Raw genomic sequence first — 24,488 nt, 5'->3', positions numbered from 1 at the left:
CGGTACCCCTCTTGCCCAGGCACGCCATGCACGGCCCTTCGCCCACCCGCGATCCGGTGTTTTCGCGCCCGCTGCGGCCCCGCGTCCACCCGGTCGGAACCGGTGGCCGGCTGCGCCAGTTCCGCCACGATGCGTTCGATCGCAACATGTCGCCGCTGCTGGTGGTCGACCACGTGCAGTCGGCCGGCCCGGAGATCGAACCGGCACCGCATGCGGGCCTGTCGGTGGCCACGCTGCTGTTCGAGCACGCGCAGGGCGAGATCGAAACCATCGACAGCACCGGCGCCAGCCACTGCGTGCGGCCCGGCGACCTGCACTGGACGCTGGCTGGACGCGGCGTGGTGCGCCAGGCGCGCGCGCGCGGCGACGCGCTGTCGCTGGACGTGCTGCAGTTGCAGGTCAACTCGCCCAGCGACCTGAAGCAGCAGCCGCCGACCAGTTTTCACCTGGCGGCCGCCGACGTGCCGCAGATCGCCCTGCCCGGCAGCCGGCTGCGCCTGCTCGTCGGCAGCTTCGGCACGCTGCGCTCGCCGCTGGAACTGCCGCAGCCGCTGCTGATCCTGGACGGTCGCATCGACGCCGGCGCAACCTTTCCGCTGACCCTGCCGGCCGGCTGGAACGCCTGGTGCTACGCGGTCTCCGGCGAGCTGGCGCTGGCCGCCGACGGCGCCGGCTCGCGCGCCCTGCCCGCCACCACCGCGGTCACCGCGGGCGCCCACGGCGCCGACGTGCTGCTGCGCATCCGCGGCGTGGGCACGCGCTCGCACGTGGTGGTGGTGGCCGGTGCGGCGATCCACGAGCCGCTGGTGCAGCACGGCCCGTTCGTGATGAACACGCGCCAGGACGTGATGCGCGTGGTGCGCGACTACGAAGCCGGACGGCTCGGCCGACTCTGATTCAAGCGCGCACATTCAACCGCGCGCGGCCAGCCCGGCCGCCATCGCCTCGCGCGTGCCGGTCGCTTACGTTCCAGCAGCCGCGCATCAGCTGCTATCGTCCGCGCTTTGCCGGCACTGGATCACGCATGACTGCCCTGCTCGCCCTGGCCCTGCTGTCGAGCCCCGCCAGCACCGGTGGCGACGACTTCCACGATCGCGTCACCCAGGGCCGGCTGGCCGAGGCCGCCGCGACCGGCCCCGCCTACCAGAAGGCGCTGTGGGCGAAGATCGGCCACCCGATGACCGACGCGCTGAAGGCCTGCATCGCCCGCAACGCACCGGCGGACAAGTCGCCGTTCACCCTGGTCGCCGACGTCGGCGCGGACGGCCGACCGGCACACATCGACGTGCAGCCCGCCACGCCGCTGGCGACCTGCCTGGCCTCCGGCTTCGTGACCTGGACGCTGCCCGCGCCGCCACGGCAGCCGGTGCCGTATCCGATCGAGATCGACGTCAGCATCACGCGCTGACGCCGGTCGCATTCACTCGCCCGGCGGCTGGCGCGCCGCCAGCCGGCGGTACAGCGTGCTGCGGCTGATGCCGAGCCTGCGCGCCGCGGCGGCTATGTTGCCGCGGCAGGCGGCCAGCACCTGGTCGATCGCCTGCGCTTCGAGATCGTGCAGGTTGCCGGCCAGCGGTTCGGCCGCGGCCGGCAGTGCGCCGGTCGATGCAGCGACTGCGCCGCGCCAGCCGTCGGGCAGGTCGTGCCCGGTGAGCGTGGCGCCCACCGTGCCCAGCGCCATCAGGCTGCGCAGCACGCCGACCAGCTCGCGCACGTTGCCCGGCCAGCGACAGGCCGCCAGTTGCTGCACCAGCTCCGGCGCCAGCCACATCGGCACCTGCTCGGCGCCCAGCGCCGTCCACAGCCGGCGCACGGTGTCGGCCACGTCCGGATGCGCGCGCAGCGGCGGCAGCTGCAGCACTGACTGCGCCACGCGGAAATACAGGTCGGCGCGGAATTCGCCGCGCTCCACCGCCTGCTGCAGCTGGCGATGGGTGGCGGCGATCACGCGCACGTCGATGGCGTGCGCGCGGCCGCCGCCCAGCGGCGTCACCTCGCGCTCCTGCAGCACGCGCAGCAGCCGGCTCTGCAGGCCCAGCGGCATGTCGCCCAGCTCGTCCAGGAACAGCACGCCGCCGTGCGCCTCGCGCAGCAGGCCCGGCGAACCCTCGCGCCGCGCGCCGGTGAACGCGCCCGGCTGGTGGCCGAACAGCTCCGATTCGATCAGCGCCTCCGGCAGCGAGGCGCAGCTCACCGCCACGAACGGCGCCCGGGCGCGGGCGCTGCGCCGGTGCAGTTCGCGCGCCACCACTTCCTTGCCGGTGCCGGTCTCGCCCTGCAGCAGCACGGTGATGTCGGCGTCGAGCAGGCGCACCTGGCGATCGATCGCCGCATCCAGCACCGGATCGAATACCGCCGCCGGCGCGCGCAGCGGGCGGATCGCCTGCTGCGCCGGCGCCGGCGCAGCAGGCGCGCGCACGGTACCGGGCACGTGGATGCGCGAGCGCTGCGCATCGCGCCTGGCGTGCACCATGTCGCCGGTCTGGCAGCGCATGCTGCCCATGCTGCCGGGCACCGGCAGGGCGGAGGCGAACAGCTCGTCGTAGCGGCGCCTGCCCAGCTCGCTCCAGTCCAGCCCGAGCAGGCGCAGCGCATGGCGGTTGGCCGCGGCGAGGCGATGCCCCTCGAACACCAGCATGCCCTCGCGCGCCGTGCCGATCAGCGCCGGGTCGGGCTGGATGCGCACGATGTCGGCGCCGTCGAAGGCGGTCTCGAACAGGCGATGCTCGATCTGCTCCACCGCCAGCTGCACCATGCCCAGCGCATGCAGGTGGTGCACCGAGGCGTGACCGGAGAGGTCGAGCACGCCGACCACCCGGCCCTGCGGATCGAAGATCGGCGAGGCCGAGCAGCTGAGCACGCGATGCGGTGCGTAGTAGTGCTCCGCGCCGTGCACTTCCACCGGGCGACGCTCGACCAGCGCGGTGCCGATCGCATTGGTACCGGTGGCCTGCTCGCTCCATGGCACGCCGGGGCGCAGCAACACGCGCGCGGCCTTGTCGAGGAAGTCCGGATCGCCCAGCGCATCGAGGATGAAGCCGTCCGGCGCGGTCAGCACCACGATGCTGCCAGCCTGGTTGGCGCTGGCGTAGAGCGCCTCCAGCTCCGGCCGGCACAGCCGGCGCAGCGCCTCGTGGCGCTCCTGCATCTCGCCCAGTGCGCGTCGCTCCACCGGCGCCACGCTGGGCCGCGCGCTGGCCACCAGCCCCTGCTCCAGGCAGCGTCGCCACGAGGCAAGGATAGTGTCGGACACCAGCCCGCGGGGCGCGGCGCCGGCGCCGAAGAAGCTGCGGCGGGCGGCGTCGATCGAATCGGATATCGCGTTGTGTCGCATGGAACACTCCGGGCTGTCGCAGATTGCGACAGCTGTTGCGCTGCGTGTTCCGATACAAAGCACATGCGTTTGCGAAGTGCAACGCGACCTTCGCGAGCGACGCTGCTGCGATGCAGCGGCAGGATTTTTTTTCCCCAGCGCACGGACGCTGCGCGCGGTTGGCACGGTGCAGCAAAGAGCGATGGCGACAGCGTGCTGGCACGGCTCCTGCTCCATTCCCCTCACCTTCCACCCCACGCGGAGCCACGCCATGACCAAACTCGAACAGCAGCACCTCGCCGTGCAGGTGCCCTTCAAGCAGCGCTACGACAACTACATCGGCGGCCAGTGGGTGGCGCCCAAGGCGGGGCGCTACTTCGAGAACATCACCCCGATCACCGGCAAGCCGTTCTGCGAGATCGCCCGCTCCGACGCGTCGGATATCGAGGCCGCGCTCGACGCCGCGCACGCCGCGAAGGAGGCCTGGGGCAAGACCTCCGCCGCCGAGCGCGCGCGCATCCTCAACCTGATCGCCGACCGCATGGAGCAGAACATCGAGCTGCTCGCCCACGCCGAGACCTGGGACAACGGCAAGCCGATCCGCGAGACGATGGCCGCCGACCTGCCGCTGGCGATCGACCACTTCCGCTACTTCGCCGGCTGCATCCGTGCACAGGAAGGCAGCCTCAGCCAGCTCGACGACGACACCGTGGCGTACCACTTCCACGAGCCGCTGGGCGTGGTCGGGCAGATCATCCCGTGGAACTTCCCGCTGCTGATGGCCACCTGGAAGCTCGCCCCCGCGCTGGGCGCCGGCAACTGCGTGGTGCTCAAGCCGGCCGAACAGACCCCGGCCAGCATCCTGGTGTGGGCCGAGATCGTCGGCGACCTGCTGCCGCCGGGCGTGCTCAACATCGTCAACGGCTTCGGCCTGGAGGCGGGCAAGCCGCTGGCCTCGAGCCACCGCATCGCCAAGATCGCCTTCACCGGCGAGACCACCACCGGTCGCCTGATCAGCCAGTACGCCAGCCAGAACCTGATCCCAGTGACGCTGGAGCTGGGCGGCAAGTCGCCGAACATCTTCTTCGAGGATGTCTGCGCGGCCGACGACGCCTTCTTCGACAAGGCGCTGGAAGGCTTCACCATGTTCGCGCTCAACCAGGGCGAGGTGTGCACCTGCCCCAGCCGCGCGCTGATCCAGGAGTCGATCTACGACAAGTTCATCGAGCGCGCGATCAAGCGGGTGGAGGCGATCAAGCTGGGCAACCCGCTCGATCCGTCCACCATGATCGGCGCGCAGGCCTCCAGCGAACAGCTGGAGAAGATCCTGTCGTACCTGGACATCGGCAAGCAGGAAGGAGCCGAGCTGCTCACCGGCGGCGCGCGCGCCATGCACGGCGGCGACCTGAAGGACGGCTACTATGTGCAGCCGACCGTGTTCAAGGGCCACAACAAGATGCGCATCTTCCAGGAGGAGATCTTCGGCCCGGTGCTGTCGGTGACCACCTTCAAGGACGAGGACGAGGCGCTGGCGATCGCCAACGACACGCTGTACGGCCTGGGTGCCGGCGTGTGGAGCCGCGACGCCAACCGCTGCTACCGCTTCGGCCGCGGCATCCAGGCCGGCCGCGTGTGGACCAACTGCTACCACGCCTACCCGGCGCATGCCGCGTTCGGTGGCTACAAGCAGTCGGGCATCGGCCGCGAGAACCACAAGATGATGCTCGACCACTACCAGCAGACCAAGAACATGCTGGTGAGCTACTCGCCGAACAAGCTCGGCTTCTTCTGACGGCGCAGCACAAGGTTCCGTTGATCTACCGCGGCCCATAGACTGGCCGCGCCGCGCGCATCCGGGCCACCGCATGCGCGCGGCGGTGGCGTCATTGCGTCAACTCCACAGGAGATCGATTTGAAGCACGCGCCGAACGAGCCGCCTCGCCTCCTGCCGACCCCGATCCATCGCGCGGCCGCGCGACGGCGGCTCACCGCCGCCAGCGCCAGTGCCTGCGCGGTGATGCTGGCTCCGGCGATGGCGCAGCAGGCGCCGGCCGCAGGCGGCCCCCGGCTGCTGCCCGCCGTGCAGGTCAACGCCAGCCGGCTGGACATTCCGCCGTTCGACGTGCCCGCCGCGCTCAGCGTGGTGCGCGTCGATCCGGCCGCCAGCGGCCAGCCCGGCGTCAATTTCTCCGAGGTGCTGGCGGGCGTGCCGGGGATCCTCGCCCGCGACCGGCAGAACTACGCGCAGGACGAACAGATCTCCATCCGCGGCTTCGGCTCGCGCTCCACCTTCGGCGTGCGCTCGATCCGCGTGTACATGGACGGCATCCCGTCCACCCTGCCCGACGGCCAGGGCCAGGTGGCGCAGTTCAACCTCGATTCGGCCGACCGCGTGGAGGTGCTGCGCGGGCCGTTCTCGGTGCTCTACGGCAACGCCGCCGGCGGCGTGGTGCAGCTGTACAGCGCCGACGGCACCGCGGTGCCGCAGACCACGCTGGGCGTGTACGGCGGCAGCTACGACAGCTTCCGTTTCCTGGCCAACACGCGCGGCATCGCCGGCCCGGTGAACTACAACATCGCCGCCTCGGAATTCCTCTCCGGCGGTTACCGCGCGCACAGCCGCGTGCGGCGCGAGTCGGACAACGCCAAGTTCGGCATCGACCTCGGCCACGGGCGCAAGCTCACCGTGCTGCTCAACCGCATCAACCAGCCCAATACCCAGGACCCGCTCGGCCTGACCCGCGCCCAGCTCAACCAGGACCGGCGCCAGGCCACCGCGGTGGCGGCGCAATACAACACCCGCAAGAGCGCCGAGCAGAACCAGCTCGGGCTGGTCTACGAGCAGGCCTTGAGCCAGGCCGACCAGTTGCGCGCGATGGCGTACTACGGCCAGCGCAGCATCGTGCAGTACCTGTCCATTCCCCCGTTCGTGCAGAAGAACCCGCTGCAGGCCGGCGGCGTGATCGCCCCGGCCACCCACTACGGCGGTGCCGACCTGCGCTGGACCCACCGCGGCGAGCTGGCGGGAGGCGACTACGAGGCGGTGCTCGGCGCCAGCGGCGACTATCAGATCCAGCGCCGCACCGGCTACGAGAACTTCATCGGCTCCACCCTGGGCGTGAAGGGCGCGCTGCGCCGCAACGAGCACGACAACGTCAACAACGTGGCCGAGTACGCGCAGTTCTACTGGCACTTCGCGCCGCGCTGGTCGGTGCTGCTGGGCCTGCGCAACGATGAAGTGCGCTTTGCCGAGCACGACTTCTACATCACCGCGCGCAACCCCGACGACAGCGGCCACGTGAGCTACCGCGCCACCACGCCGGTGGCGGGGCTGCAGTTCCGTGCCGCCGACAACGTGCGCATCTACGCCAGCTTCGGCAAGGGCTTCGAGACACCTAGCTACAACGAGCTGGGCTATCGCAGCGACGGCCAGGCCGGGCTGGCGTTCGACCTCAAGCCCGCGCGCAGCAACAACTACGAGCTGGGCGCCAAGTGGCAGGCGACCGGCGGCCTCGAATTCGACACCGCGCTGTTCCGCGCCGACACCCGCAACGAGCTGGCGGTGGCGACCAATACCAACGGCCGCGCGACCTATCGCAACGCCGGCCATACCCGCCGCGAAGGCGTGGAACTGTCCGCCACCGGGGAGCTGGCGCCGGGCTGGCGGCTGAGCGCCGGCGTCACCCACCTGCGGGCGCGCTTCGAAGACGGCTACCTGGCCTGCAGCGGTTCGCCGTGCACGGTGCCGACCACCCCGGTCGCCGCCGGCTCGCGCCTGCCCGGCGTGCCGCAGGACTACGGCTCGCTGCGGCTGGAGCACGGCAGCGGCACGGGCTGGCGCGAGGGCGTCACGCTGACCGGCGTCGGCTCGGTCACGGTGAACGACTTCGGCACCGACCGCGCCGCCGGTTACGCGCTGGTCGACCTCGACGCCGGCTACACCTTCGCGCTGGGCCAGACCACCCGGCTGGACCTCAGCGCGCGGGTGAACAACCTCGCCAACCGCCGCTACATCGGCTCGGTGATCGTCAACGACGGCAACGGCCGCTACTTCGAACCCGGCCCCGACCGCAGCGTCATGCTCGGCGCGCGGCTGACGTTCTGACGCCGCATCCGGGAGAGCCGCATGTCCAACCACGCTGCCGAAATCGCCAAGGTACTCGCCACACCCGCCGCCGAGGCGCTGATCGAGCGGCTGCGCGAACGGCACGGGCCGGTGCTTTTCCACCAGTCCGGCGGCTGCTGCGACGGCTCCTCGCCAATGTGCTATCCGCAGGACGACTTCATCGTCGGCGACCGCGACGTGCAGTTGGGCGAGATCGCCGGCGCGCCGTTCTACATGAGCCCGTCGCAGTACGAATACTGGAAGCACACCCAGCTGATCATCGACGTGATCGAGGGTCGCGGCGGCATGTTCTCGCTGGAAAACGGCGAAGGCGTGCGCTTCCTCACCCGCTCGCGCCTGTTCACCGACGCGGAAGTCGAGGCGCTGCAGACGGCCGGGCGCTTCTGAGCCGCAGCCGTCGCGATCGGCCGTAGCCCGCGCCTGCGCTGGTCACAGGCGGCTTTTCCACAGGCTTATGCACAAGATGTGGTGTTGACCTCGCTCTCCCGCCACTCTATGTTGCGCTCGTTGGTGCCCGTCCAGACGCGGCTGTCGGTCGGGCTTGAAAGGGAATCCGGTGCAAATCCGGAACTGCCCCGCAGCGGTAAGTGGAAACGAAACTCCTCACATGCACTGGGCCGCCGCGCCTGGGAAGCGAGGGGGACTAGGTAGGCGCAAGCCTGGGTCCGCGAGTCCGAAGACCTGCCAGCACGTCGGGCCCCACGGGCCGGCGGTCGCGTCCGGTGAGACGCGATGCGCCGATGCTCTCGCGACCCGGCGCAGGTGACCGCTTCCGCGGGGAAGCGCGTCGCATCGCAGGCCGTCATGCGCCTGCGTGTCGACGCGTCGTTCCCCAAGGAAGCCAAGCCTCAGGCCCTGCGCGCGGGAGCAGGCGTTTGAGTTTCGGAACCGTCGCGGCCGCCATCCCGGACCGGCGCGGCGGCTTCCACTTCGGGAGCACTTTCATGGAAACCGCCGAACCCGCGGCCCGCGAGCACACCGTGCCCGCGCCCGCCGCCGTTGCACGCGACAGCGCATCGGACTTCGCCCTCACCCCGCCGCACAACCCCGGCAGCATGCGCGTGACCAAGCGCAACGGCGGCCAGGAGATCGTCGACGTCAACAAGATCGTCAAGGCGGTTACCCGCAGCGCCGACGGCCTGCATGCGGTCGACCCGCTGCGGGTGGCGCTGAAGACCATCGGCGGCCTGTACGACGGCGCCACCACGGCCGAGCTGGACCAACTGTCGATCCGCACCGCCGCCGCGCTCACCGCCGAGGAGCCGGAGTACGGCCAGCTCGCCGCGCGCCTGCTCAGTGCGTACATCGACAAGGAGGTCGCGGGCCAGGAGATCCAGAGCTTCTCGCAGTCGATCGCGCTGGGCGCCGAGGTCGGCATCCTCAACGCGCGGCTGCGCGAGTTCGTGGCACTCAACGCGCGCAAGCTCAACGACGCGATCGATCCGCTGGCCTCGCGCCGCTTCGAGTACTTCGGCCTGCGCACGGTGTACGACCGCTACCTGCTGCGCCATCCCACCAAGCGCTTCGTTATCGAGACGCCGCAGTACTTCTTCATGCGCATCGCCTGCGCGCTGGGCGGCAACGACATCGGCGAGACGCTGGAGCTGTACCGGCTGCTGTCGTCGCTGGAATACATCGCCAGTTCGCCCACGCTGTTCAATGCCGGCACCACGCACGAGCAGTTGAGTTCATGCTTCCTGCTCGACTCGCCGCTCGACTCGCTCGAATCGATCTACGACAAGTACGCCGACGTCGCCAAGCTCAGCAAATTCGCCGGCGGCATCGGCATCGCGTGGTCGCGGGTGCGCTCGCGCGGTTCGCTGATCCGCGGCACCAACGGCCATTCCAACGGGCTGGTGCCATGGCTGAAGACGCTGGACGCCTCGGTCGCCGCGGTGAACCAGGGCGGCAAGCGCAAGGGCGCCGCCTGCGTCTACCTGGAGCCGTGGCACGCCGACATCGAGGAGTTCCTCGAGCTGCGCGACAACACCGGTGACGAGGCCCGCCGCACGCACAACCTCAACCTGGCCAACTGGATCCCCGACGAATTCATGCGCCGCGTGGAGCGCGACGGCGACTGGTCGCTGTTCGATCCCAAGGTGGTGCCGCACTTCGTCGACAGCTGGGGCGAGGCGTTCGAAGCGGCGTATCGCAAGGCTGAGGCCGATGGCCTGGCGGTGAAGACGGTGAAGGCGCGCGAGCTGTACGCGCGCATGCTGCGCACGCTGGCGCAGACCGGCAACGGCTGGATCACCTTCAAGGACCGCTGCAACGCCACCAGCAACCAGACGGCCAAACCGGACAACGTGATCCACCTGTCCAACCTGTGCACGGAGATCCTCGAGGTCACCAACGCCTCTGAAACGGCGGTGTGCAACCTCGGCTCGATCAACCTGGCGCGGCATGTGGTCGATGGCGCGTTCGATTTCGACAAGCTCGCCGGCACCGTACGCACCGCGGTGCGCCAGCTCGACCGGGTGATCGACCTCAACTTCTACCCGATCGACACCGCCGCCGTGGCCAACCGCAAGTGGCGCCCGGTGGGGCTGGGCGTGATGGGCCTGCAGGACGTGTTCTTCAAGCTGCGGCTGCCGTTCGACTCGGCCGAGGCGCTGACATTGTCCAGCCGCATCGCCGAGGAAATCTACTTCCACGCGCTGAGCCAGTCGAACGAGCTGGCGGTGGACTTGGGGATGCATCCGGGCTTCGCCGAGAGCCGCGCGGCCAACGGCGAGCTGCAGTTCGACTACTGGCCCAACGCCACGCCGCACGAACCCACGCGCTGGGAAACGCTGCGCGGCACCATCCAGCAGCACGGCCTGCGCAACTCGCTGCTGATCGCGATCGCCCCCACCGCCACCATCGCCTCGATCGCCGGCTGCTACGAGTGCATCGAGCCGCAGGTGAGCAACCTGTTCAAGCGCGAGACGCTGTCCGGCGATTTCCTGCAGGTGAACCGCTACCTCGCCGACGAGCTGAAATCGCTCGGCCTGTGGACACCCGAGGTGCGCGACCAGATCAAGCTGGCCGAAGGCTCGATCCAGGGCATCGCGGCGATCCCCGAACGCCTGCGGCAGATCTACCGCACCGTGTGGGAACTGCCGCAGAAGGCGCTGATCGACCTGGCCGCCGCCCGCGCCGCCTACATCGACCAGAGCCAGTCGCTCAACCTGTTCATGGAGAACCCGAACATCGGTCAGCTCAGCTCGATGTACATGTACGCGTGGAAGGCCGGCATCAAGACCACCTACTACCTGCGCTCGCGGCCGGCGACGAAGATCGCCAAGGCGACGGTAAGTGCATCGAAGGCGACTGCGCCGGCGGACCAGGATCAGGCGAACGCCGCGGTGTTCTGCTCGTTGGAAAACCCCGAGTACTGCGAAGCCTGCCAGTAGGAGCTCGTCATCCCAGCGGACGCTGGGATCCAGTGACTTCGTCGTCGCGTGGAAGGCACTGGATTCCAGCGTTCGCTGGAATGACGGACTGGGAAGATCGGGGGAATATCAGCCGCAAATCTCCGCATACAGATCACGCCAGTATGGATTCGACTTTTCGACGAGCTCGACCTTCCACGCACGCTTCCACGCCTTCAGCGCCTTCTCGCGCACAATCGCCGATTCTATGGTTTCGTGCAGCTCGAACCAGACAAGGTCATGAACACGATGCCGACTGGTGAATCCTTCCATGACTTGGTTGCGGTGTTGCCAGACGCGCGCGGGAAGGTTCGATGTCACGCCGATGTAGAGCGTGCCATTGCGGCGGCTGGCGAGCATGTACACGCAGGGATTTCGCTCCTGCATTCGTCGATTCCATTCGCGCTGCATGACGTACTCGAACCTTACCCATGAAACGAACGTCATCCCAGCGAAGGCTGGGATCCAGCGTCGTTGGATGACAACCCGCGGCGGAGAAGCCTGAAGTCACTGGGTCCCAGCCTTCGCTGGGACGACGAGAGGAGGACTCAGCGCGATGACAAAGATTCCACATTTTTGAAAGGAAAACCCATGAGCCACGACACAGCCCGCGACAGCCGCCTTCTCGATCCCGGCTTCGCCCTCACCCTGCGCCCCATGCGCTACCCCGCGTTCTACGAGATGTACAAGAACGCGATCAAGAACACCTGGACGGTGGAGGAAGTGGATTTCTCGCTCGACACCACCGACCTCAACGCCAAGATGTCCGCCGCCGATCGCCACCTGATCCATCGGCTGGTGGCGTTCTTCGCCACCGGCGACAGCATCGTGTCGAACAACCTGGTGCTGAACCTGTACCAGCACATCAACGCGCCCGAGGCGCGCATGTACCTGTCGCGCCAGCTGTACGAGGAGGCGCTGCACGTGCAGTTCTATCTCACGTTGCTGGATACCTACATTCCCGATCCCACCGAGCGCAACAAGGCATTTTCGGCGATCGAGAACATCCCCTCGATCCGCGCCAAGGGGGATTTCTGCTTCCGCTGGATCGACTCGATCCAAGGACTCAAGCGGCTGGAAACGCGCGAGCACCGACGGCAGTTCCTGCTCAACCTGATCTGCTTCGCCGCCTGCATCGAGGGGCTGTTCTTCTACGCCGCGTTCGCCTACGTGTACTTCCTGCGTTCGCGCGGCCTGCTGCACGGGCTGGCGTCGGGCACCAACTGGGTGTTCCGCGACGAGTCCGGCCACATGGCGTTCGCCTTCGACGTGGTGCGCACCGTGCGCGAGGAAGAGCCGGACCTGTTCGACGACGCCATGCGCGCGCAGGTGGAACAGATGCTGGAAGAGGCGATCGCCTGCGAGACCCGCTTCGCCGAGGACGTGCTCTCCGGTGGCGTCGCCGGCCTGTCGGTGAAGGACATGCGCCAGTACCTGGAATACGTCGCCGACCAGCGTCTGGCCCAGCTCGATCTGCCGAAGAAGTACGGCACGAAGAACCCGTTCGACTTCATGGACCTGCAGGACGTGCAGGAAGTGACCAACTTCTTCGAGCGCCGCGTCTCCGCCTACCAGGTCGGCGTGCAGGGCGAGGTGGCGTTCGACATGACGTTCTGAGCATCCCAGGCCCCCGCATGCGCGCGCCCGACGTTCGCGAAGAAAACCAATGCGTTACAGAACGTTTACTTGAGAGACGGTCGACGAGGAGGGACGCCTGTCCGGCGCACGTATCGCTCTCATGCACGGCGCCGCGGGCACGAGGGCAGGTCGACGACCGGCCCTCGTGCGTTGCACGTCGCGGCAGCCACTGCCGGGATCACATCTTCGGCGGCGTCACCCGGTACTGCGCCGGCGGCGTGTCGCCGGCGAGGTAGCGCACGAAGTAGTCCCAGCGGCGGCGCATCACGTACGGCGCGTCCTTGGCGTAGCCGTGGTGGGCGTTGGGCACCAGCAGCAGATCGAAGTCCTTGTTGGCGTCCATCAGCGCACGCACCATCAGCAGGGTGTTGGACAGCGGCACGTTGTCGTCCATGGTGCCGTGCACCAGCATCAGGTGGCCCTTGAGCCTGGCCGCGTGGTTCTCGTTGGCCTGGTCGTCGTAGTTGCTCTTGCCGTCCTTGTCGACGATGAGCTGGCCCTGGTACTTCTCGGCCCAGTCGTCCTCGTAGTTGCGGTTGTCGTGGTTGCCGCTCTCGGACCAGGCGACCTTGAAGAAGTCCGGGTAGCGCAGCATGGCGTCGGTGGACGCGTTGCCGCCGCCGGAATGGCCCCAGATGCCCACGCGGGTCAAGTCCATCCACGGATGGCGCCGGCCCAGTTCCTTCAGGCCCGCGACCTGGTCGGGCAGGGTGTTGTCGCCCATGTCGCCATACCAGGTGTCATGGAACGACTTCGAACGCCACGGCGTGCCCATGCCGTCGATCGCCACCACGATGAAGCCGAGCTCGGCCAGCGCCTGGTGGTCCACCCGCGCGGCGTTGAAGCTGCGCGAGCCCACCGAACCGACCTGCGGACCGGGGTAGATGTAGTCCACCACGGGGTACTTCTTCGACGGATCGAAGTTGGTCGGCTTGAACATCAGGCCGTACAGATCGGTCTTGCCGTCGCGCGCCTTCACCGTGATCGGCACCGGCGGCACCCAGCCCACCGCCTGCAGGCGGCTGATGTCGGCCCTGGCCACGGTGGCCAGCGTGTGGCCGTCACTGCTGGCGCGCAGCACGGTGACCGGCGGCACGCTGGGGGTGGAATACGCGTCGACGAAGCTGGCGCCATCGGGCGACAGGCTGATCTCGTGGTTGGCCGGCTCGGGCGTGAGCAACGTCGGCTTGCCGCCGTCGAGGCTCACTTTGTAGAACTGGCTGAAGTACGGGTCCATGCCCTTGTGCCGACCCACCGCCTCGAACCACACGGTGCGGGTCTTCGGATCCACCTTCAGCATTTCGGTCACCACGCCCTCGCCGGTGGTGATGGCGCGCTTGAGCCTGCCGGTGTCGAGGTCCACCAGATAAAGCTGGCCCCAGTTGCTGCGCTCGGAGTACCACACCGCCTCGTGCGTGGCCGGCAGGTAGGCCCAGTTGGCGCGACCGATGCCGCTCTCGTAGTAGGTCTTGGCGCTCTCCTCGAACACCGTGCGCACCTTGCCGGTGGCCGCATCGGCGATGCGCAGCCACTCGTGCTTGTGATGGCGCGAGGTGGAGACGAAGGCCAGCGTCTTGCCGTCCGGCGCCCACTTCACGTCGTCCCAGCCGCCGTCGGAGCCGCAGCTGACGTCGTCGCACAGGGTGGAGCGGTGCTGGTCCGGCGGCATGTCCAGCCGCACCACTTTCCTGGTCGGCACGTCGATGATGACGCGCTCGATCAGGGTGACGTGCTTGTCGCCGGCCAGCGGGTACTTCCACGCTTCGAGCCTGGGATGGCCCACGCCGGTGGAGACCATGTACATCTCGCCGGTCTTGCGCTGGTCCTGCTGGAACGTGGCGATTTTCTTCGAATCCGGCGACCACTCCACGATGGCGTTGTCGGTGTGCTTCCAGCCGGCGTTGTCGGTGGCGTAGCCGAAGTTTTCCACGCCGTCGGTGGTGAGCTGGGTCTCCCTGCCGGTGGCCACGTCGCGCACCCACAGGTTCCAGTCGCGTATGAAGGCCTCGCTCTTCCTGTCCGGCGACAGCGCACCCGGTTCCTTGCCTCCCGCCGGCCTGGCGCAGCTGGCGTCGGCGCTGCACACGTAGGTCTTGCCGTGCACGCTGAACCGGTAGCGGCCATCGGCGGTGGGCGCGATGTGCTTCAGGCCGAGCTTGTTCGCCTCCAGCGGCTTGCCGCCATCGAGCCGGTCGAGCGCCGCGGCGAGCTTGGCCTGGTCGAACAGCGGCGCGACCTGGCCGGTGGCGGTGTCCATGCGCAGGTAGCGGTCGCCGCGGGCGTCGTGGTCGAGGTAGACCAAATGCGTGCCGTCGAGCCAGTCCACCCGGGTCACGGCGTGATCGACCAGCGGGATCGCCTTGTAGTTGACGAACTGTTCGGCGCGGGCGTAGTCCGCGTCGGTGAGCGTGCGGCCGGTGGCGCAGGCGCCGGTCGACAGGCCGGCCAGCACCAGCGCACCGAGCAGCCGCGGTGTACCGAGAGAAGAGAACATGGGGGACTCCGCTGACGTGAAGACGGACGCCCACAGGCGCCGGAAGATACGGGACAGCATTCCCTGACTCGCGGCGTGCCCGCAAGGCGGACGCCCGCAGCGCCCCTGGCGCTGCCCAGCCGCTGATCCTAGTCCGGCCCCTGCGGGGGGACCCCTGCCAGAAGTCCTGTCGACGAGCGCACCTTGACGCTGTGCGCGGCGTCATCGCACCCTGCCCGTCCCGCCACTGTCCGAAGGAATCGCGCCATGTCCGAGCCGGTCAGCGTCATCGGCAGCCCGATCTCGCCCTACGTGCGCAAGGTGCTCGCGTTCCTGGAGCTGAAGGGCATCGCCTACCGGATCGACCCGATCGCCCCGTTCGTCGGCAACGAGGCGTTCACCCGGCTCAGCCCGCTGCGCCGGATCCCGGTGCTGATCGACGGTGAGCTGGTGCTCAACGACTCCAGCGTGATCTGCCAGTACCTGGAAGAGCGCCACCCCGCGCCGGCGCTGTATCCGGCCGACCTGGCCGATCGCGCCCGCGCGCGCTGGCTGGAGGAATACGCCGATACGCACCTGGGCGACGTGCTGATCTGGAAGCTGTTCTTCCAGCTCGGCGCCAGGCGTTTCCTGTTTCGCGAGGAGGCCGACGAGGCCGTGGTGCGCAAGGCGCGCGAGGAGGAGATTCCCGCCGCGCTGGACTACCTGGAGGCGCAGCTGCCGTCTTCGGGATTCGCGTTCGGCGAGCTGTCCATCGCCGACCTCACGCTGGCCAGCTTCTTCCGCACCGCGGCCTTCGTGAAGTACGCCATCGACGCGACACGCTGGCCGCGCATGGCGGCGCTGGTGGCGGCGGTGATGGCGCTGCCGGCAATGCAGAAACTCGCCGCCATCGAAGACCGCATCGTGCGCCTGCCGCTCGCCGAGCAGCGCCCCGCGCTGGCGGCGATGGGTGTGGCGCTCACCGAGGCGACGCTGGGCGACGCCGCTCCGCAGCGCGGCTTTCGCTGAAGCCTTAGTCTGCACATAGCAGCCCAACCTGTGGGCGACGGGTCAGCTCCGCGGAAAAGCGGTCGCGCATAGGGTGCGCTCCTACGGGTAGATTGCCGGGTAGGAGCTCACCCTGTGAGCGACAGATGGCCAGTGAGGCGCGGAGCGATCGCGCGCCTATCCCGGTCCGTGCGTCTCGAACAACCCGGCCAGCCAGTCCACGAACACCCGCAGCCGCGCGGGCATCTGGTGCTGTTGCGGATAGAGCACGGTCATCGGCAGCGAGGGTGGCGGGGTGTCCGGCAGCAGTTCGATCAGGCGGCCTTCGGCCAGCGCGTCGGCCACGTGGTAGCGCGGAAACTGGGCGAGGCCCAGCCCCACTTCGCAGCAGCCCAGGTAGGCGTCCACGCCGCTGACGGTGACGCGCGAGGGCAGCACCACTTCGCGCCGCCGCTTGCTCACCACGAATTCCAGCGGCTCGACGCGCCGCGTGGTGGGCGAGGCCCAGTTCACCGCCACGTGGCCGTGCGGAAGCTCGGCCAGCGTGCGCGGCGTGCCGTGAGCGCGCACGTAATCGGCGCTGGCGATGGTCACCTGGGCGAGCCGGCCGACCTGGCGCCCGATCATCCCCGAGTCGCCGAGTGGGTGACCGTGGCGCGCGGCAGGCTGAGGTCGTCCGCGGCAGCGGTGAAGCTGCCCAGCTCGACGATGCGCGCGTACAGGCGCATGGCTTCGATGCGATCCACGATTGTTTATTTCCATGGAATGGTGTTGCCCATTATTGATCATTTATCCATCACCGACCGGCGCGCAGAATGACCGGCCGTTGGGCGTCGAAAGCGCCTCCCCTCCCCACCGCACCAGGAGCACACCCATGCAGATGCGCACGCTCGGCCGCCACGGCCCGCAGGTTTCCGCCCTCGGCCTCGGCTGCATGGGCATGAGCGATTTCTACGGCGGTCGCAACGACGCCGAGTCGATCGCCACCATCCAGCACGCGCTCGATCGCGGCGTCACCCTGCTCGACACCGCCGACATGTACGGCCCGCACACCAACGAGGTGCTGGTGGGCCAGGCGATCAGGGGGCGTCGCGACGAGGCGTTCCTGGCCACCAAGTTCGGCATCGTGCGCGACCCCGGCGACCCCACCGTGCGCGGCATCAGCGGCCGCCCGGAGTACGTGCGCGCCGCCTGCGACGCCAGCCTGAAGCGCCTCGGCGTGGAGACGATCGACCTGTACTACCAGCACCGCGTGGATCCGGCCGTGGCGATCGAGGAGACCGTGGGCGCGATGGCCGAGCTGGTACAGGCCGGCAAGGTGCGTTATCTGGGCCTGTCCGAAGCCTCCGGCGCCACGCTGGAGCGCGCCTGCAAGGTGCACCCGATCGCCGCGCTGCAGAGTGAGTACTCGCTGTGGACGCGCGACCCGGAAACCAACGGCATGCTCGACGCCTGCCGCCGTCTGGGCGTGGCGCTGGTGGCGTACTCACCGCTGGGTCGCGGCTTCCTCACCGGCGCGATCACCCGGCCGGAGGATTTCGCCGAGGACGACTACCGCCGCCACAGCCCGCGTTTCCAGGGCGACAACTTCGCCCGCAACCTGGCGCTGGTCGAACAGGTGCAGGTGCTGGCCAACCGCAAGGGCTGCACGCCCGCGCAACTGGCGCTGGCCTGGGTGCTGGCGCAGGGCCAGGACATCGTGCCGATCCCCGGCACCAAGCGTCGCGCGCGGCTGGACGAGAACCTCAACGCGCTGCAGGTGAGCCTGAGCGCCGCCGAGCTGGCCGAGGTCAACGACGTATTTCCGCCCGACGCGGCCGCCGGCACGCGCTACCCCGAGGCGATGATGGCTTCGGTCAACGCCTGATCGCGCCGCTGCCGCGTCCCGCTCGCCGCGCATCGGGGGCGGGGCGCGACGCCGTGGGCGCGACCCGCGTCGCAGCCCGGCGATGGCCGCCCGCTACACTTTGCGCATGAACACCCCCGACGACTCCCTGCTCGGCAAGACCACCGTCTACGCCGATCGCTACGATCCCGCGCTGCTGTTTCCGATTCCGCGCGCGGCCAAGCGCGCGGAGATCGGCGTGGCCACGCCGCTGCCGTTCCACGGCGTGGACGTGTGGAACGCCTACGAGTTCTCGTGGCTGGACGCGCGCGGCAAGCCGATGGTGGCGCTGGTGGAGATCCGCGTGCCGGCGAGCTCGCCGAACATCATCGAGTCCAAGTCGTTCAAGCTCTACCTCAACGGCTTCGCGCAGGAGCGCATGGTCGACACCGCCACGCTGATCACCCTGCTGGAACGCGATCTCTCCGCCGCCGCCGGCGCCGCGGTGAAGGTGGAGCTGAGCGTGCCGTCGGCCGTGATCCATGCATTGCGCGACCTGGGCGGCGCCTCCATCGACGACCAGCCGCTGGACATCGACGACTACGGCCCGCCCAAGGCCGACTACCTGCGCACGCACGACGCCGACGTCATCGACGAAACGCTGGTGTCCGACCTGCTGCGCTCAAACTGCCCGGTGACCGGACAGCCGGACTGGGGCAGCGTGCAGATCCGCTACCGCGGCCGGCCGATCGATCGCGAGGGCCTGCTGCGCTACCTCGTCTCGTTCCGCACGCACAACGAATTCCACGAGCAGTGCGTGGAGCGCATCTATGTCGACCTGATGGCGCGCTGCGCGCCCGCGCAGCTGAGCGTGTACGCCCGCTACACGCGGCGCGGCGGGCTGGACATCAATCCGTACCGCAGCAGCACGCCGGCGACGCCGGTGAACCTGCGCGGCGCGCGCCAGTAATCGGACGCCGGGCACCTCACCGTGATGTGAACGGTGCGCCGTGATGGTAATCAGGGCTTCAGCCGGTCAGGAATAGCCTCTCAACCCCGGCGGCGCGTTGCGCGTCGCCGGGGCCACGGACGGCGTTGTCCCCCTCCCTGCTGAAGACGGAAGATTCCCCATGAAAACGTCCGCTCGCCCCCTTCTCCTGTGCAGCCTCGCCGCCAGCGGCCTGCTGATGCTCAGCGCCTGCGGCAAGCACGACGCCAGCAACGACACGCCGGCCCCGGCCAGCACCACCACCACGCCCACCGCGCCGGCGATGCCCCCGGCACCGGCCAGCACCGCACCCGCGCCCGCCGGCACCGCCGCCACGCCGGCAATGCCCGCCGGCACCGCGCCGGCCCCGGCCAGCACCACCGCCGGCGCCACACCGGCGGCCGGCGATGCGTTCGCCGTGAGCAAGGTGGTGGTCGGGGATGCCGTCACCGCCGCGCACACCGTGAGCCGGCCCAAGGACACCATCGCCGCGACCCAGAAGGCGATCTACGCCAGCGTCGAAACCAGCGGCCGCACCGACGGCGCCACGCTCAGCGCGCGCTGGCGCTACGACGAGGGCAAGGGCCAGTTGGTCAGCGCGATCAGCCAGTCCATCGCCACCACCGGCCCGGCCGTCACCACGTTCAAGATCCAGAATCCGAACGCCTGGCCCGAGGGCAAGTACACCGTGGAGATCGCGCTCGACGGCAAGCCGGTGTCGACCCGCTCGTTCGAGGTGAAGTCGTCCAGCTGATCCACCGACCGATCGCCGCACCCCGCGAGGTGGCCCCGGTGGCGCTTTTTTTGCCATGACAGGCGGCCGGCGCATGCGCGGCGCGGCCGTCCGGCCGATCGCCCTGCGAACACCACGCCACCCCGATACCCGCGCCTTGCTCCCTCTCCCCCGAACAGCTTCATCGTTCGGGGGAGAGAGAGGCTGTTCACTTTCGGCGACAACCACCACGCCCGGGAACCTGCGGCATCCAAAGCCCCCCCTCACCCCAGCCCTCTCCCCCATGGCAACGCCATGGGGGAGAGGGAGTCATGGCTCGAGCAGTTTCTCCATCACCTTGCCTGCGGCCGCGACGAATCTGCGATGAAGCTGCCGCACCGCTTCAGCCCTCTCCCCCATGCCCAAGCCATGGGGAGAGGGAGTCATGGCTCCAGCAGCTTCTCCGTCGCCTTGCCTATCGTCGCGAGGACGAGTCTGCGATCAAGCTGCCGCACCGCTTCAGCCCTCTCCCCCGAGCATCGCTCGGGGGAGAGGGTTGGGTGAGGGGGCGCTCTTGCTGGCAGGCAATCCGGGCCGGGCAAAGCCCCTCACCCCAATCCTCTCCTCCATGGCCAAGCCGTGGGGGAGAGGGAGCCATGGTATCCATCACCTTGCTCATCGCCGCGAAGGCGAAGGCGCCGGCGCCATGCCCACGCTCCCACCTGCGCACCCCTCGGAACCACGCACATCCCGGCTCGCAGCGTGCACACCGCGCGAAGACCCCGTGACTGTCCGCTGCACCAGCGTGAACCCCCGCTGCGGCGGCCTTCGCCGACGCACGCCCCCTTCACGCCGCGCCCGCTGCAATCGATGACGGACGAGGCGACACCGCTTCGCCGCCTTTCCCAAGCAACGAGGACATCGCCATGAACGAGGACACCATCAAGGGTCGGTGGAAGCAGCTCGGCGGCAGCATCAGGCACAAGTGGGGCAAGCTCACCGACAACGATCTCACCGTCGCCGAGGGCAGCGCCGAGTACCTCGCCGGCAAGGTGCAGGAGCGTTACGGCATCGCCCGTGACGAGGCGGAAAAACAGGTCCGCGAATTCCAGCAGACGCTGCGCCACTGATCGGCACGAAGCGCGCGCCGCCACCGCGGCGCGGCGCGGTCATCCACCCAGGAGACAATCCCATGCTTCATTACGCCATCGTGTTTCTCGTCATCGCCCTGATCGCCGCGGTGTTCGGCTTCACCGGCATCGCCGCCGGCGCCGCCAGCATCGCCAAGATCCTGTTCGTGGTGTTCCTGGTGCTGTTCGTGCTGTCGCTGATCTTCGGCGGCTTCCGTCGCGGTCCGCGCGTGTAGCGTATCGACCGACTCACGATGGTTACCGGGGCGGCATCGAAAGATGCCGCCCCTTTGCGTTGCGCGACATCGATGGCGCGCAGTCGCACCCAACCGGCCCTGTGCAGCACGGGCGAGAACGAGTCGATCAGTTCGCGCGTGAGCGGAGTGGGAAAGCGGCGGCTCAGGATCACCGCGAAAAACGTCTCGCTGAGCTCGGGCAGTTGCGCCAGCTCGACCTGGCTGTCGTTGGCCAGCTCCTCGCGCACTCCTCACCGACCTGCCCTTTGCCGAGGCGGCGCAGCGGATCGCCACCACCGAAGGCGCGCGCGTCACGCCGACGCGGTGCGCCCACGCCGGGGCGATCGAGCGCGTGCTGGCGAAACAGGCCGGGGTGCGCGCGCCGGGCTTCGTGGTCACCGCCCGCCTGCCCGGCCGACCCTGCGGCGGGTACGGTGCGCACAGGTGCTGGCCGACGGGCATCGCTGCGCCGGCTGCGACCATCTCGGACGGCGGCCGCGCGACGACGGTCCGGACGACCCGCGCACTGCGCCGTCTGCAACCCCTGACGCGGTCACCGGACTTTTTCCCGCCGGAGGCGGACGCGCTACGCCTACGCCGATATCCCGCTCCGTCCGGAACGACCGCATGCATGCATCCCCGCCGGAGTGGCACGATCCATGATCGGGCGCCGCTCTCTTGCCATACGCAACCGGCCCCGCCGCGACGCAGACTGATGCCAGCCGAATCGGCCAAGCCGTCACAGGCAGCGACATGCCAGCGGCCTCTCCCGTGCCGTTACGCACGAGACTGGCTGCATCGATCAGTGCATGTGCAGCAGGACGGACTTGATATATGTAGTATTATATGATTTCGTTACGGCTCCCCCGCGCCGAGCGCGCACGACCCGTGAGCAGGTTCGACATGACCCATGCCCTCCGCAGCAAGGCTCTTTGGCTGGTCCTGATCGCGCTTGCGCCAGCCGCCCATGCCGGCGATGCCAGCCGCGCCCCGTTCGGCAGACTGCCCGACGGCAGCACGGTGGAAGCGGTCACGCTGCGCAACAACCATGGCGCCGCCGCCCGCATCATCACCCTGGGCGCCAGTGTGCAGTCGCTGACCCTGCCGGATCGGCACGGTGCGATGGCCGACGTGGTGCTCGGCTATCCGGACGCGGCCACCTACATCACCAAGCCGCAGTATTTCGGCGCCACCGTCGGCCGCTTCGCCAACCGCATTGCCAAGGGTCGGTTCACGCTGGACGGCAAGTCCTACCAGTTGCCGACCAACGATGGCCCGAACTCGCTGCACGGCGGCAGCAAGGGCTTTGACAAGGTGCTCTGGACGATCACCCGAGTGACCGGGGGGGCGGCGCCCAGCGTCACCATGCGCTACGTCAGCCCGGACGGCGACCAGGGCTACCCCGGCACGTTGACGGTGGATGCCACCTACACGTTCGACGACCGCAACCGGCTGACCATCGACTACCACGCGACCACCGACGCGCCGACCATCGTCAACATCAGCAACCACACCTACTGGAACCTCGGTAGCGAAGGCTCGGGGAGCGTGCTGGACGACGTGCTGACGATCCCGGCCGACCACTTCACTCCGGTCGATGCCACGCTGATCCCGACCGGCGAGTTCCGCGCCGTGGCCGGCACCGACTACGACTTCCGCCGGGGCAAGCCGATCGGCCGTGACATCCGCGACGGCAAGGAACCCCAGCTGCTGCAGGGCCGCGGCTACGACATGAACTGGGTGATCAGCCGGCACAAGGCCGGGAAGGCGCGCCTGGTCGCGCGCGTGGCAGACCCGCACAGCGGCCGCGTGCTGAGCCTGTATTCGGCGCAGCCGGGCCTGCAGTTCTACTCGGGCAACTTCCTTGACGGCACCAGCGTCGGCAAGTCCGGTCGCATCTACCGGCAGGGCGATGCCTTCGTGCTGGAGCCGCAGATCTTCCCGGATACCCCGAACCAGCCGGACTTCGGCTCCGCCCGGCTCGATCCGGGGCAGACTTACGACAACCGCATCGTCTACCGCTTTTCGGTGGAAGGCGCCGCACACTGATCCGATGCCCGTGCGTTGGTCGTACGGGCCAGCCAACCAGGGAGGCTCCATGAAGCACACCGTGATCGGGCTGGCTTTCGTCATCGCCGCAGCGTTCAGCCTCGCCCCGGCGCATGCCGCCGATAGCGCCCGCTGGTCGAAGCGGCAGGCGGCCGTCTGGTACGCGAAGCAGGCCTGGCCGGTCGGCAGCAACTACCTGCCGGCCAATGCCATCAACGAGCTGGAGATGTGGCAGGCGGACACCTTCGATCCGGCACGCATCGACAAGGAACTGGGCTGGGCGCAAAAGATGGGCATGACCACCATGCGCGTGTTCCTGCACGACCTGTTGTGGAAACAGGATGCCCAAGGCTTCAAGCAGCGCATCGACACCTTCCTCACGATCGCCGCGAAGCATCACATCAAGCCGATCTTCGTGCTGTTCGACTCCTGCTGGGACCCGCAACCGAAACTCGGCCCGCAGCACCCGCCGATCCCCGGCGTGCACAACTCCGGCTGGGTGCAGTCGCCGGGCGTGGCGATGGACGATCCGGACCAGTATCCGCGCTTCGAAGCCTACGTGAAGGATATCGTCGGGCACTTCGCCAAGGACAACCGCATCCTGGCCTGGGACGTGTGGAACGAGCCGGACAATCCGGGCGGGGGCGACTACGACGCCGAGGAGCCGCGGGACAAGTTCCAGCGCGTCGCCGAACTGCTGCCGCAGGTGTTCGCCTGGGCACGCAGCGCGCACCCGCTGCAACCGCTGACCAGCGGCGTGTGGCACGACGACGACTGGAGCCCGGACGCAAGGCTCAATGCGATCGAGAAGACCCAACTGGAGCAATCGGACATCATCAGTTTTCACAACTACGGCTGGCCGGAAGAATTCGAGGCGCGGGTCAAACAGCTCAGGCCATGGGGTCGCCCGATGATCTGCACCGAGTACATGGCGCGCGGCGCCGGCTCGACCATCGACACCATCCTGCCGATCGGCAAGAGGGACGACATCGGCATGGTCAATTGGGGCTTCGTCGACGGCAAGTCGCAGACCAGGTTCCCGTGGGACTCGTGGAAGCGTCCCTACACCTTCGAGCCGCCGACGATCTGGTTCCATGACCTGCTGCATCCGGACGGCTCACCGTACCGGGCACGCGAGGTGCAGATCATCCATGCGCTCAGCGAGGCGCCGCGCGGCGTGGTGCCGAAGGTGCTCTCGGTTCGTTGACGTGCCGTCACCACCCGATGGCGGTCATTTTCTGTTCGCATCCAATACCTGCCAAGTAATCCGCCAAGTAAAAAATCGACCGGGAAAGCACCAAACAAACGCGCCGAACCTGGTGCTTCCTGTTCCAGTCGCGGACTGGGCTCAGCCGATCGAATTGCCCCGGGTTTCCTGCAGGCTGCCTGGTTCCAGTGATGCCGCTTCACGCAGCGTTGCCGACAGTAAGAGCTTATCCGTAAATAATAGGACAGTCTGTTCTCCCATCGCGGCTTGTCCGCGATGGGAGAACGACGATGGCAAAGGCAGCATTGCGAAGCAGACTTCCGTCCTGGGAAGTGTCGGACGCGTTTTGGCAGCGGGTCGAACCCTTGATTCCACAACGCCAACGAGA

Annotated in this window: 21 protein-coding genes and 1 riboswitch; of the genes, 15 read left to right on the top strand and 6 right to left on the bottom strand. The window is 68.5% G+C overall.

The window, feature by feature from the left end:
- The first annotated feature begins 26 nt into the window (after positions 1–26).
- Positions 27–896, top strand: coding sequence for a pirin family protein (locus ACO2Q2_RS08320; protein WP_423255302.1), 870 nt, complete (start codon positions 27–29; stop codon positions 894–896).
- Positions 897–1,024: 128 nt separating this feature from the next.
- A complete protein-coding gene (locus ACO2Q2_RS08315; protein WP_423255301.1) occupies positions 1,025–1,408 on the top strand; it encodes a peptidase C13 in 384 nt (127 codons plus the stop codon).
- Positions 1,409–1,420: 12 nt separating this feature from the next.
- On the opposite strand, the gene ACO2Q2_RS08310 is transcribed toward ACO2Q2_RS08315, so the two are convergent.
- The gene (locus ACO2Q2_RS08310; RefSeq protein WP_423255300.1) at positions 1,421–3,334 is read right to left on the bottom strand and encodes a sigma-54-dependent Fis family transcriptional regulator; all 1,914 of its coding nucleotides are present in this window, start codon (positions 3,332–3,334) and stop codon (positions 1,421–1,423) included.
- Positions 3,335–3,584: 250 nt separating this feature from the next.
- Here ACO2Q2_RS08310 and adh point away from each other — a divergent pair, with 250 nt between their 5' ends.
- The 4 genes from adh (at position 3,585) to ACO2Q2_RS08290 (ending at position 10,834) form a co-directional block, all read left to right on the top strand.
- Positions 3,585–5,105, top strand: a complete 1,521-nt coding sequence (adh, locus tag ACO2Q2_RS08305) for an aldehyde dehydrogenase (protein WP_423255299.1) — start codon at positions 3,585–3,587, stop codon at positions 5,103–5,105.
- 225 nt (positions 5,106–5,330) lie between these two features.
- Positions 5,331–7,418 (top strand): TonB-dependent receptor family protein, encoded by a 2,088-nt coding sequence (locus ACO2Q2_RS08300; RefSeq protein ID WP_423255410.1) that lies wholly within the window; start codon positions 5,331–5,333, stop codon positions 7,416–7,418.
- 21 nt (positions 7,419–7,439) lie between these two features.
- A complete protein-coding gene (locus ACO2Q2_RS08295; protein WP_423255298.1) occupies positions 7,440–7,826 on the top strand; it encodes a DUF779 domain-containing protein in 387 nt (128 codons plus the stop codon).
- A gap of 104 nt (positions 7,827–7,930) precedes the next feature.
- Positions 7,931–8,142: riboswitch (cobalamin riboswitch) on the top strand.
- Positions 8,143–8,383: 241 nt separating this feature from the next.
- Entirely contained in the window at positions 8,384–10,834 is a 2,451-nt protein-coding gene (locus ACO2Q2_RS08290) for a ribonucleoside-diphosphate reductase subunit alpha (protein WP_423255297.1), read from the top strand.
- 108 nt (positions 10,835–10,942) lie between these two features.
- Here ACO2Q2_RS08290 and ACO2Q2_RS08285 read toward each other — a convergent pair whose 3' ends face one another.
- Entirely contained in the window at positions 10,943–11,239 is a 297-nt protein-coding gene (locus ACO2Q2_RS08285) for a GIY-YIG nuclease family protein (RefSeq protein ID WP_423255409.1), read from the bottom strand.
- 204 nt (positions 11,240–11,443) lie between these two features.
- On the opposite strand from ACO2Q2_RS08285, the gene ACO2Q2_RS08280 reads away from it, so the two are divergent.
- On the top strand, positions 11,444–12,469 hold the full coding sequence (locus ACO2Q2_RS08280) for a ribonucleotide-diphosphate reductase subunit beta (RefSeq protein WP_423255296.1): 1,026 nt from the start codon (positions 11,444–11,446) through the stop codon (positions 12,467–12,469).
- 199 nt (positions 12,470–12,668) lie between these two features.
- Here ACO2Q2_RS08280 and ACO2Q2_RS08275 read toward each other — a convergent pair whose 3' ends face one another.
- Positions 12,669–14,984, bottom strand: a complete 2,316-nt coding sequence (locus tag ACO2Q2_RS08275) for a DPP IV N-terminal domain-containing protein (RefSeq protein WP_423255295.1) — start codon at positions 14,982–14,984, stop codon at positions 12,669–12,671.
- A 246-nt stretch (positions 14,985–15,230) separates the two neighbouring features.
- Between ACO2Q2_RS08275 and ACO2Q2_RS08270 the strand changes: the two genes are divergently transcribed.
- The gene (locus tag ACO2Q2_RS08270; RefSeq protein WP_423255294.1) at positions 15,231–15,974 is read left to right on the top strand and encodes a glutathione S-transferase family protein; all 744 of its coding nucleotides are present in this window, start codon (positions 15,231–15,233) and stop codon (positions 15,972–15,974) included.
- Between the two features lie 156 nt (positions 15,975–16,130).
- On the opposite strand, the gene ACO2Q2_RS08265 is transcribed toward ACO2Q2_RS08270, so the two are convergent.
- Positions 16,131–16,580: a LysR substrate-binding domain-containing protein gene (locus tag ACO2Q2_RS08265; RefSeq protein WP_423255293.1), complete on the bottom strand. Its 450-nt coding sequence runs from the start codon at positions 16,578–16,580 to the stop codon at positions 16,131–16,133.
- Positions 16,577–16,699, bottom strand: a complete 123-nt coding sequence (locus tag ACO2Q2_RS08260) for a LysR family transcriptional regulator (RefSeq protein ID WP_423255292.1) — start codon at positions 16,697–16,699, stop codon at positions 16,577–16,579. The genes ACO2Q2_RS08265 and ACO2Q2_RS08260 overlap by 4 nt, the downstream gene beginning before the upstream one ends.
- Positions 16,700–16,827: 128 nt before the next feature.
- Here ACO2Q2_RS08260 and ACO2Q2_RS08255 point away from each other — a divergent pair, with 128 nt between their 5' ends.
- The 7 genes from ACO2Q2_RS08255 to ACO2Q2_RS08225 all read left to right on the top strand — a co-directional run bounded on the left by ACO2Q2_RS08255 (position 16,828) and on the right by ACO2Q2_RS08225 (position 24,100).
- Entirely contained in the window at positions 16,828–17,820 is a 993-nt protein-coding gene (locus tag ACO2Q2_RS08255) for an aldo/keto reductase (RefSeq protein ID WP_423255291.1), read from the top strand.
- Positions 17,821–17,926: 106 nt separating this feature from the next.
- Positions 17,927–18,748: an NADPH-dependent 7-cyano-7-deazaguanine reductase QueF gene (gene queF / locus ACO2Q2_RS08250; protein WP_423255290.1), complete on the top strand. Its 822-nt coding sequence runs from the start codon at positions 17,927–17,929 to the stop codon at positions 18,746–18,748.
- A 160-nt stretch (positions 18,749–18,908) separates the two neighbouring features.
- Positions 18,909–19,520, top strand: a complete 612-nt coding sequence (locus ACO2Q2_RS08245) for a hypothetical protein (protein ID WP_423255289.1) — start codon at positions 18,909–18,911, stop codon at positions 19,518–19,520.
- 884 nt (positions 19,521–20,404) lie between these two features.
- Positions 20,405–20,608 (top strand): CsbD family protein, encoded by a 204-nt coding sequence (locus ACO2Q2_RS08240; RefSeq protein WP_423255288.1) that lies wholly within the window; start codon positions 20,405–20,407, stop codon positions 20,606–20,608.
- Between the two features lie 62 nt (positions 20,609–20,670).
- On the top strand, positions 20,671–20,844 hold the full coding sequence (locus ACO2Q2_RS08235) for a DUF1328 domain-containing protein (protein ID WP_324895932.1): 174 nt from the start codon (positions 20,671–20,673) through the stop codon (positions 20,842–20,844).
- A 903-nt stretch (positions 20,845–21,747) separates the two neighbouring features.
- Positions 21,748–22,893: an aldose epimerase family protein gene (locus ACO2Q2_RS08230; protein ID WP_423255287.1), complete on the top strand. Its 1,146-nt coding sequence runs from the start codon at positions 21,748–21,750 to the stop codon at positions 22,891–22,893.
- A 49-nt stretch (positions 22,894–22,942) separates the two neighbouring features.
- A complete protein-coding gene (locus ACO2Q2_RS08225; RefSeq protein ID WP_423255286.1) occupies positions 22,943–24,100 on the top strand; it encodes a 1,4-beta-xylanase in 1,158 nt (385 codons plus the stop codon).
- A gap of 141 nt (positions 24,101–24,241) precedes the next feature.
- Here the strand turns inward: ACO2Q2_RS08225 and ACO2Q2_RS08220 are convergent.
- Positions 24,242–24,488: hypothetical protein (locus tag ACO2Q2_RS08220; protein ID WP_423255285.1), on the bottom strand; the 247-nt coding region annotated here is incomplete at its 5' end.

Source organism: Dyella sp. KRB-257, assembly GCF_049445995.1.
Classification (GTDB): Bacteria; Pseudomonadota; Gammaproteobacteria; order Xanthomonadales; family Rhodanobacteraceae; genus Dyella_A.
This window is presented reverse-complemented; position numbering and strand designations above follow the sequence as displayed.

Excerpts from the sequence above, each read along its gene's own strand:
- ACO2Q2_RS08290 (WP_423255297.1), top strand. The coding sequence starts at position 8,384 with ATGGAAACCGCCGAACCCGCGGCCCGCGAGCACACCGTGCCCGCGCCC.
- queF (WP_423255290.1), top strand. The coding sequence starts at position 17,927 with ATGAACACCCCCGACGACTCCCTGCTCGGCAAGACCACCGTCTACGCC.
- ACO2Q2_RS08230 (WP_423255287.1), top strand. The coding sequence starts at position 21,748 with ATGACCCATGCCCTCCGCAGCAAGGCTCTTTGGCTGGTCCTGATCGCG.
- ACO2Q2_RS08320 (WP_423255302.1), top strand. The coding sequence starts at position 27 with ATGCACGGCCCTTCGCCCACCCGCGATCCGGTGTTTTCGCGCCCGCTG.
- ACO2Q2_RS08285 (WP_423255409.1), bottom strand. The coding sequence starts at position 11,239 with ATGCAGGAGCGAAATCCCTGCGTGTACATGCTCGCCAGCCGCCGCAAT.
- ACO2Q2_RS08315 (WP_423255301.1), top strand. The coding sequence starts at position 1,025 with ATGACTGCCCTGCTCGCCCTGGCCCTGCTGTCGAGCCCCGCCAGCACC.
- ACO2Q2_RS08295 (WP_423255298.1), top strand. The coding sequence starts at position 7,440 with ATGTCCAACCACGCTGCCGAAATCGCCAAGGTACTCGCCACACCCGCC.
- ACO2Q2_RS08300 (WP_423255410.1), top strand. The coding sequence starts at position 5,331 with ATGCTGGCTCCGGCGATGGCGCAGCAGGCGCCGGCCGCAGGCGGCCCC.
- ACO2Q2_RS08240 (WP_423255288.1), top strand. The coding sequence starts at position 20,405 with ATGAACGAGGACACCATCAAGGGTCGGTGGAAGCAGCTCGGCGGCAGC.
- adh (WP_423255299.1), top strand. The coding sequence starts at position 3,585 with ATGACCAAACTCGAACAGCAGCACCTCGCCGTGCAGGTGCCCTTCAAG.
- ACO2Q2_RS08270 (WP_423255294.1), top strand. The coding sequence starts at position 15,231 with ATGTCCGAGCCGGTCAGCGTCATCGGCAGCCCGATCTCGCCCTACGTG.
- ACO2Q2_RS08245 (WP_423255289.1), top strand. The coding sequence starts at position 18,909 with ATGAAAACGTCCGCTCGCCCCCTTCTCCTGTGCAGCCTCGCCGCCAGC.
- ACO2Q2_RS08235 (WP_324895932.1), top strand. The coding sequence starts at position 20,671 with ATGCTTCATTACGCCATCGTGTTTCTCGTCATCGCCCTGATCGCCGCG.
- ACO2Q2_RS08310 (WP_423255300.1), bottom strand. The coding sequence starts at position 3,334 with ATGCGACACAACGCGATATCCGATTCGATCGACGCCGCCCGCCGCAGC.
- ACO2Q2_RS08275 (WP_423255295.1), bottom strand. The coding sequence starts at position 14,984 with ATGTTCTCTTCTCTCGGTACACCGCGGCTGCTCGGTGCGCTGGTGCTG.
- ACO2Q2_RS08265 (WP_423255293.1), bottom strand. The coding sequence starts at position 16,580 with ATGATCGGGCGCCAGGTCGGCCGGCTCGCCCAGGTGACCATCGCCAGC.
- ACO2Q2_RS08255 (WP_423255291.1), top strand. The coding sequence starts at position 16,828 with ATGCAGATGCGCACGCTCGGCCGCCACGGCCCGCAGGTTTCCGCCCTC.
- ACO2Q2_RS08225 (WP_423255286.1), top strand. The coding sequence starts at position 22,943 with ATGAAGCACACCGTGATCGGGCTGGCTTTCGTCATCGCCGCAGCGTTC.
- ACO2Q2_RS08280 (WP_423255296.1), top strand. The coding sequence starts at position 11,444 with ATGAGCCACGACACAGCCCGCGACAGCCGCCTTCTCGATCCCGGCTTC.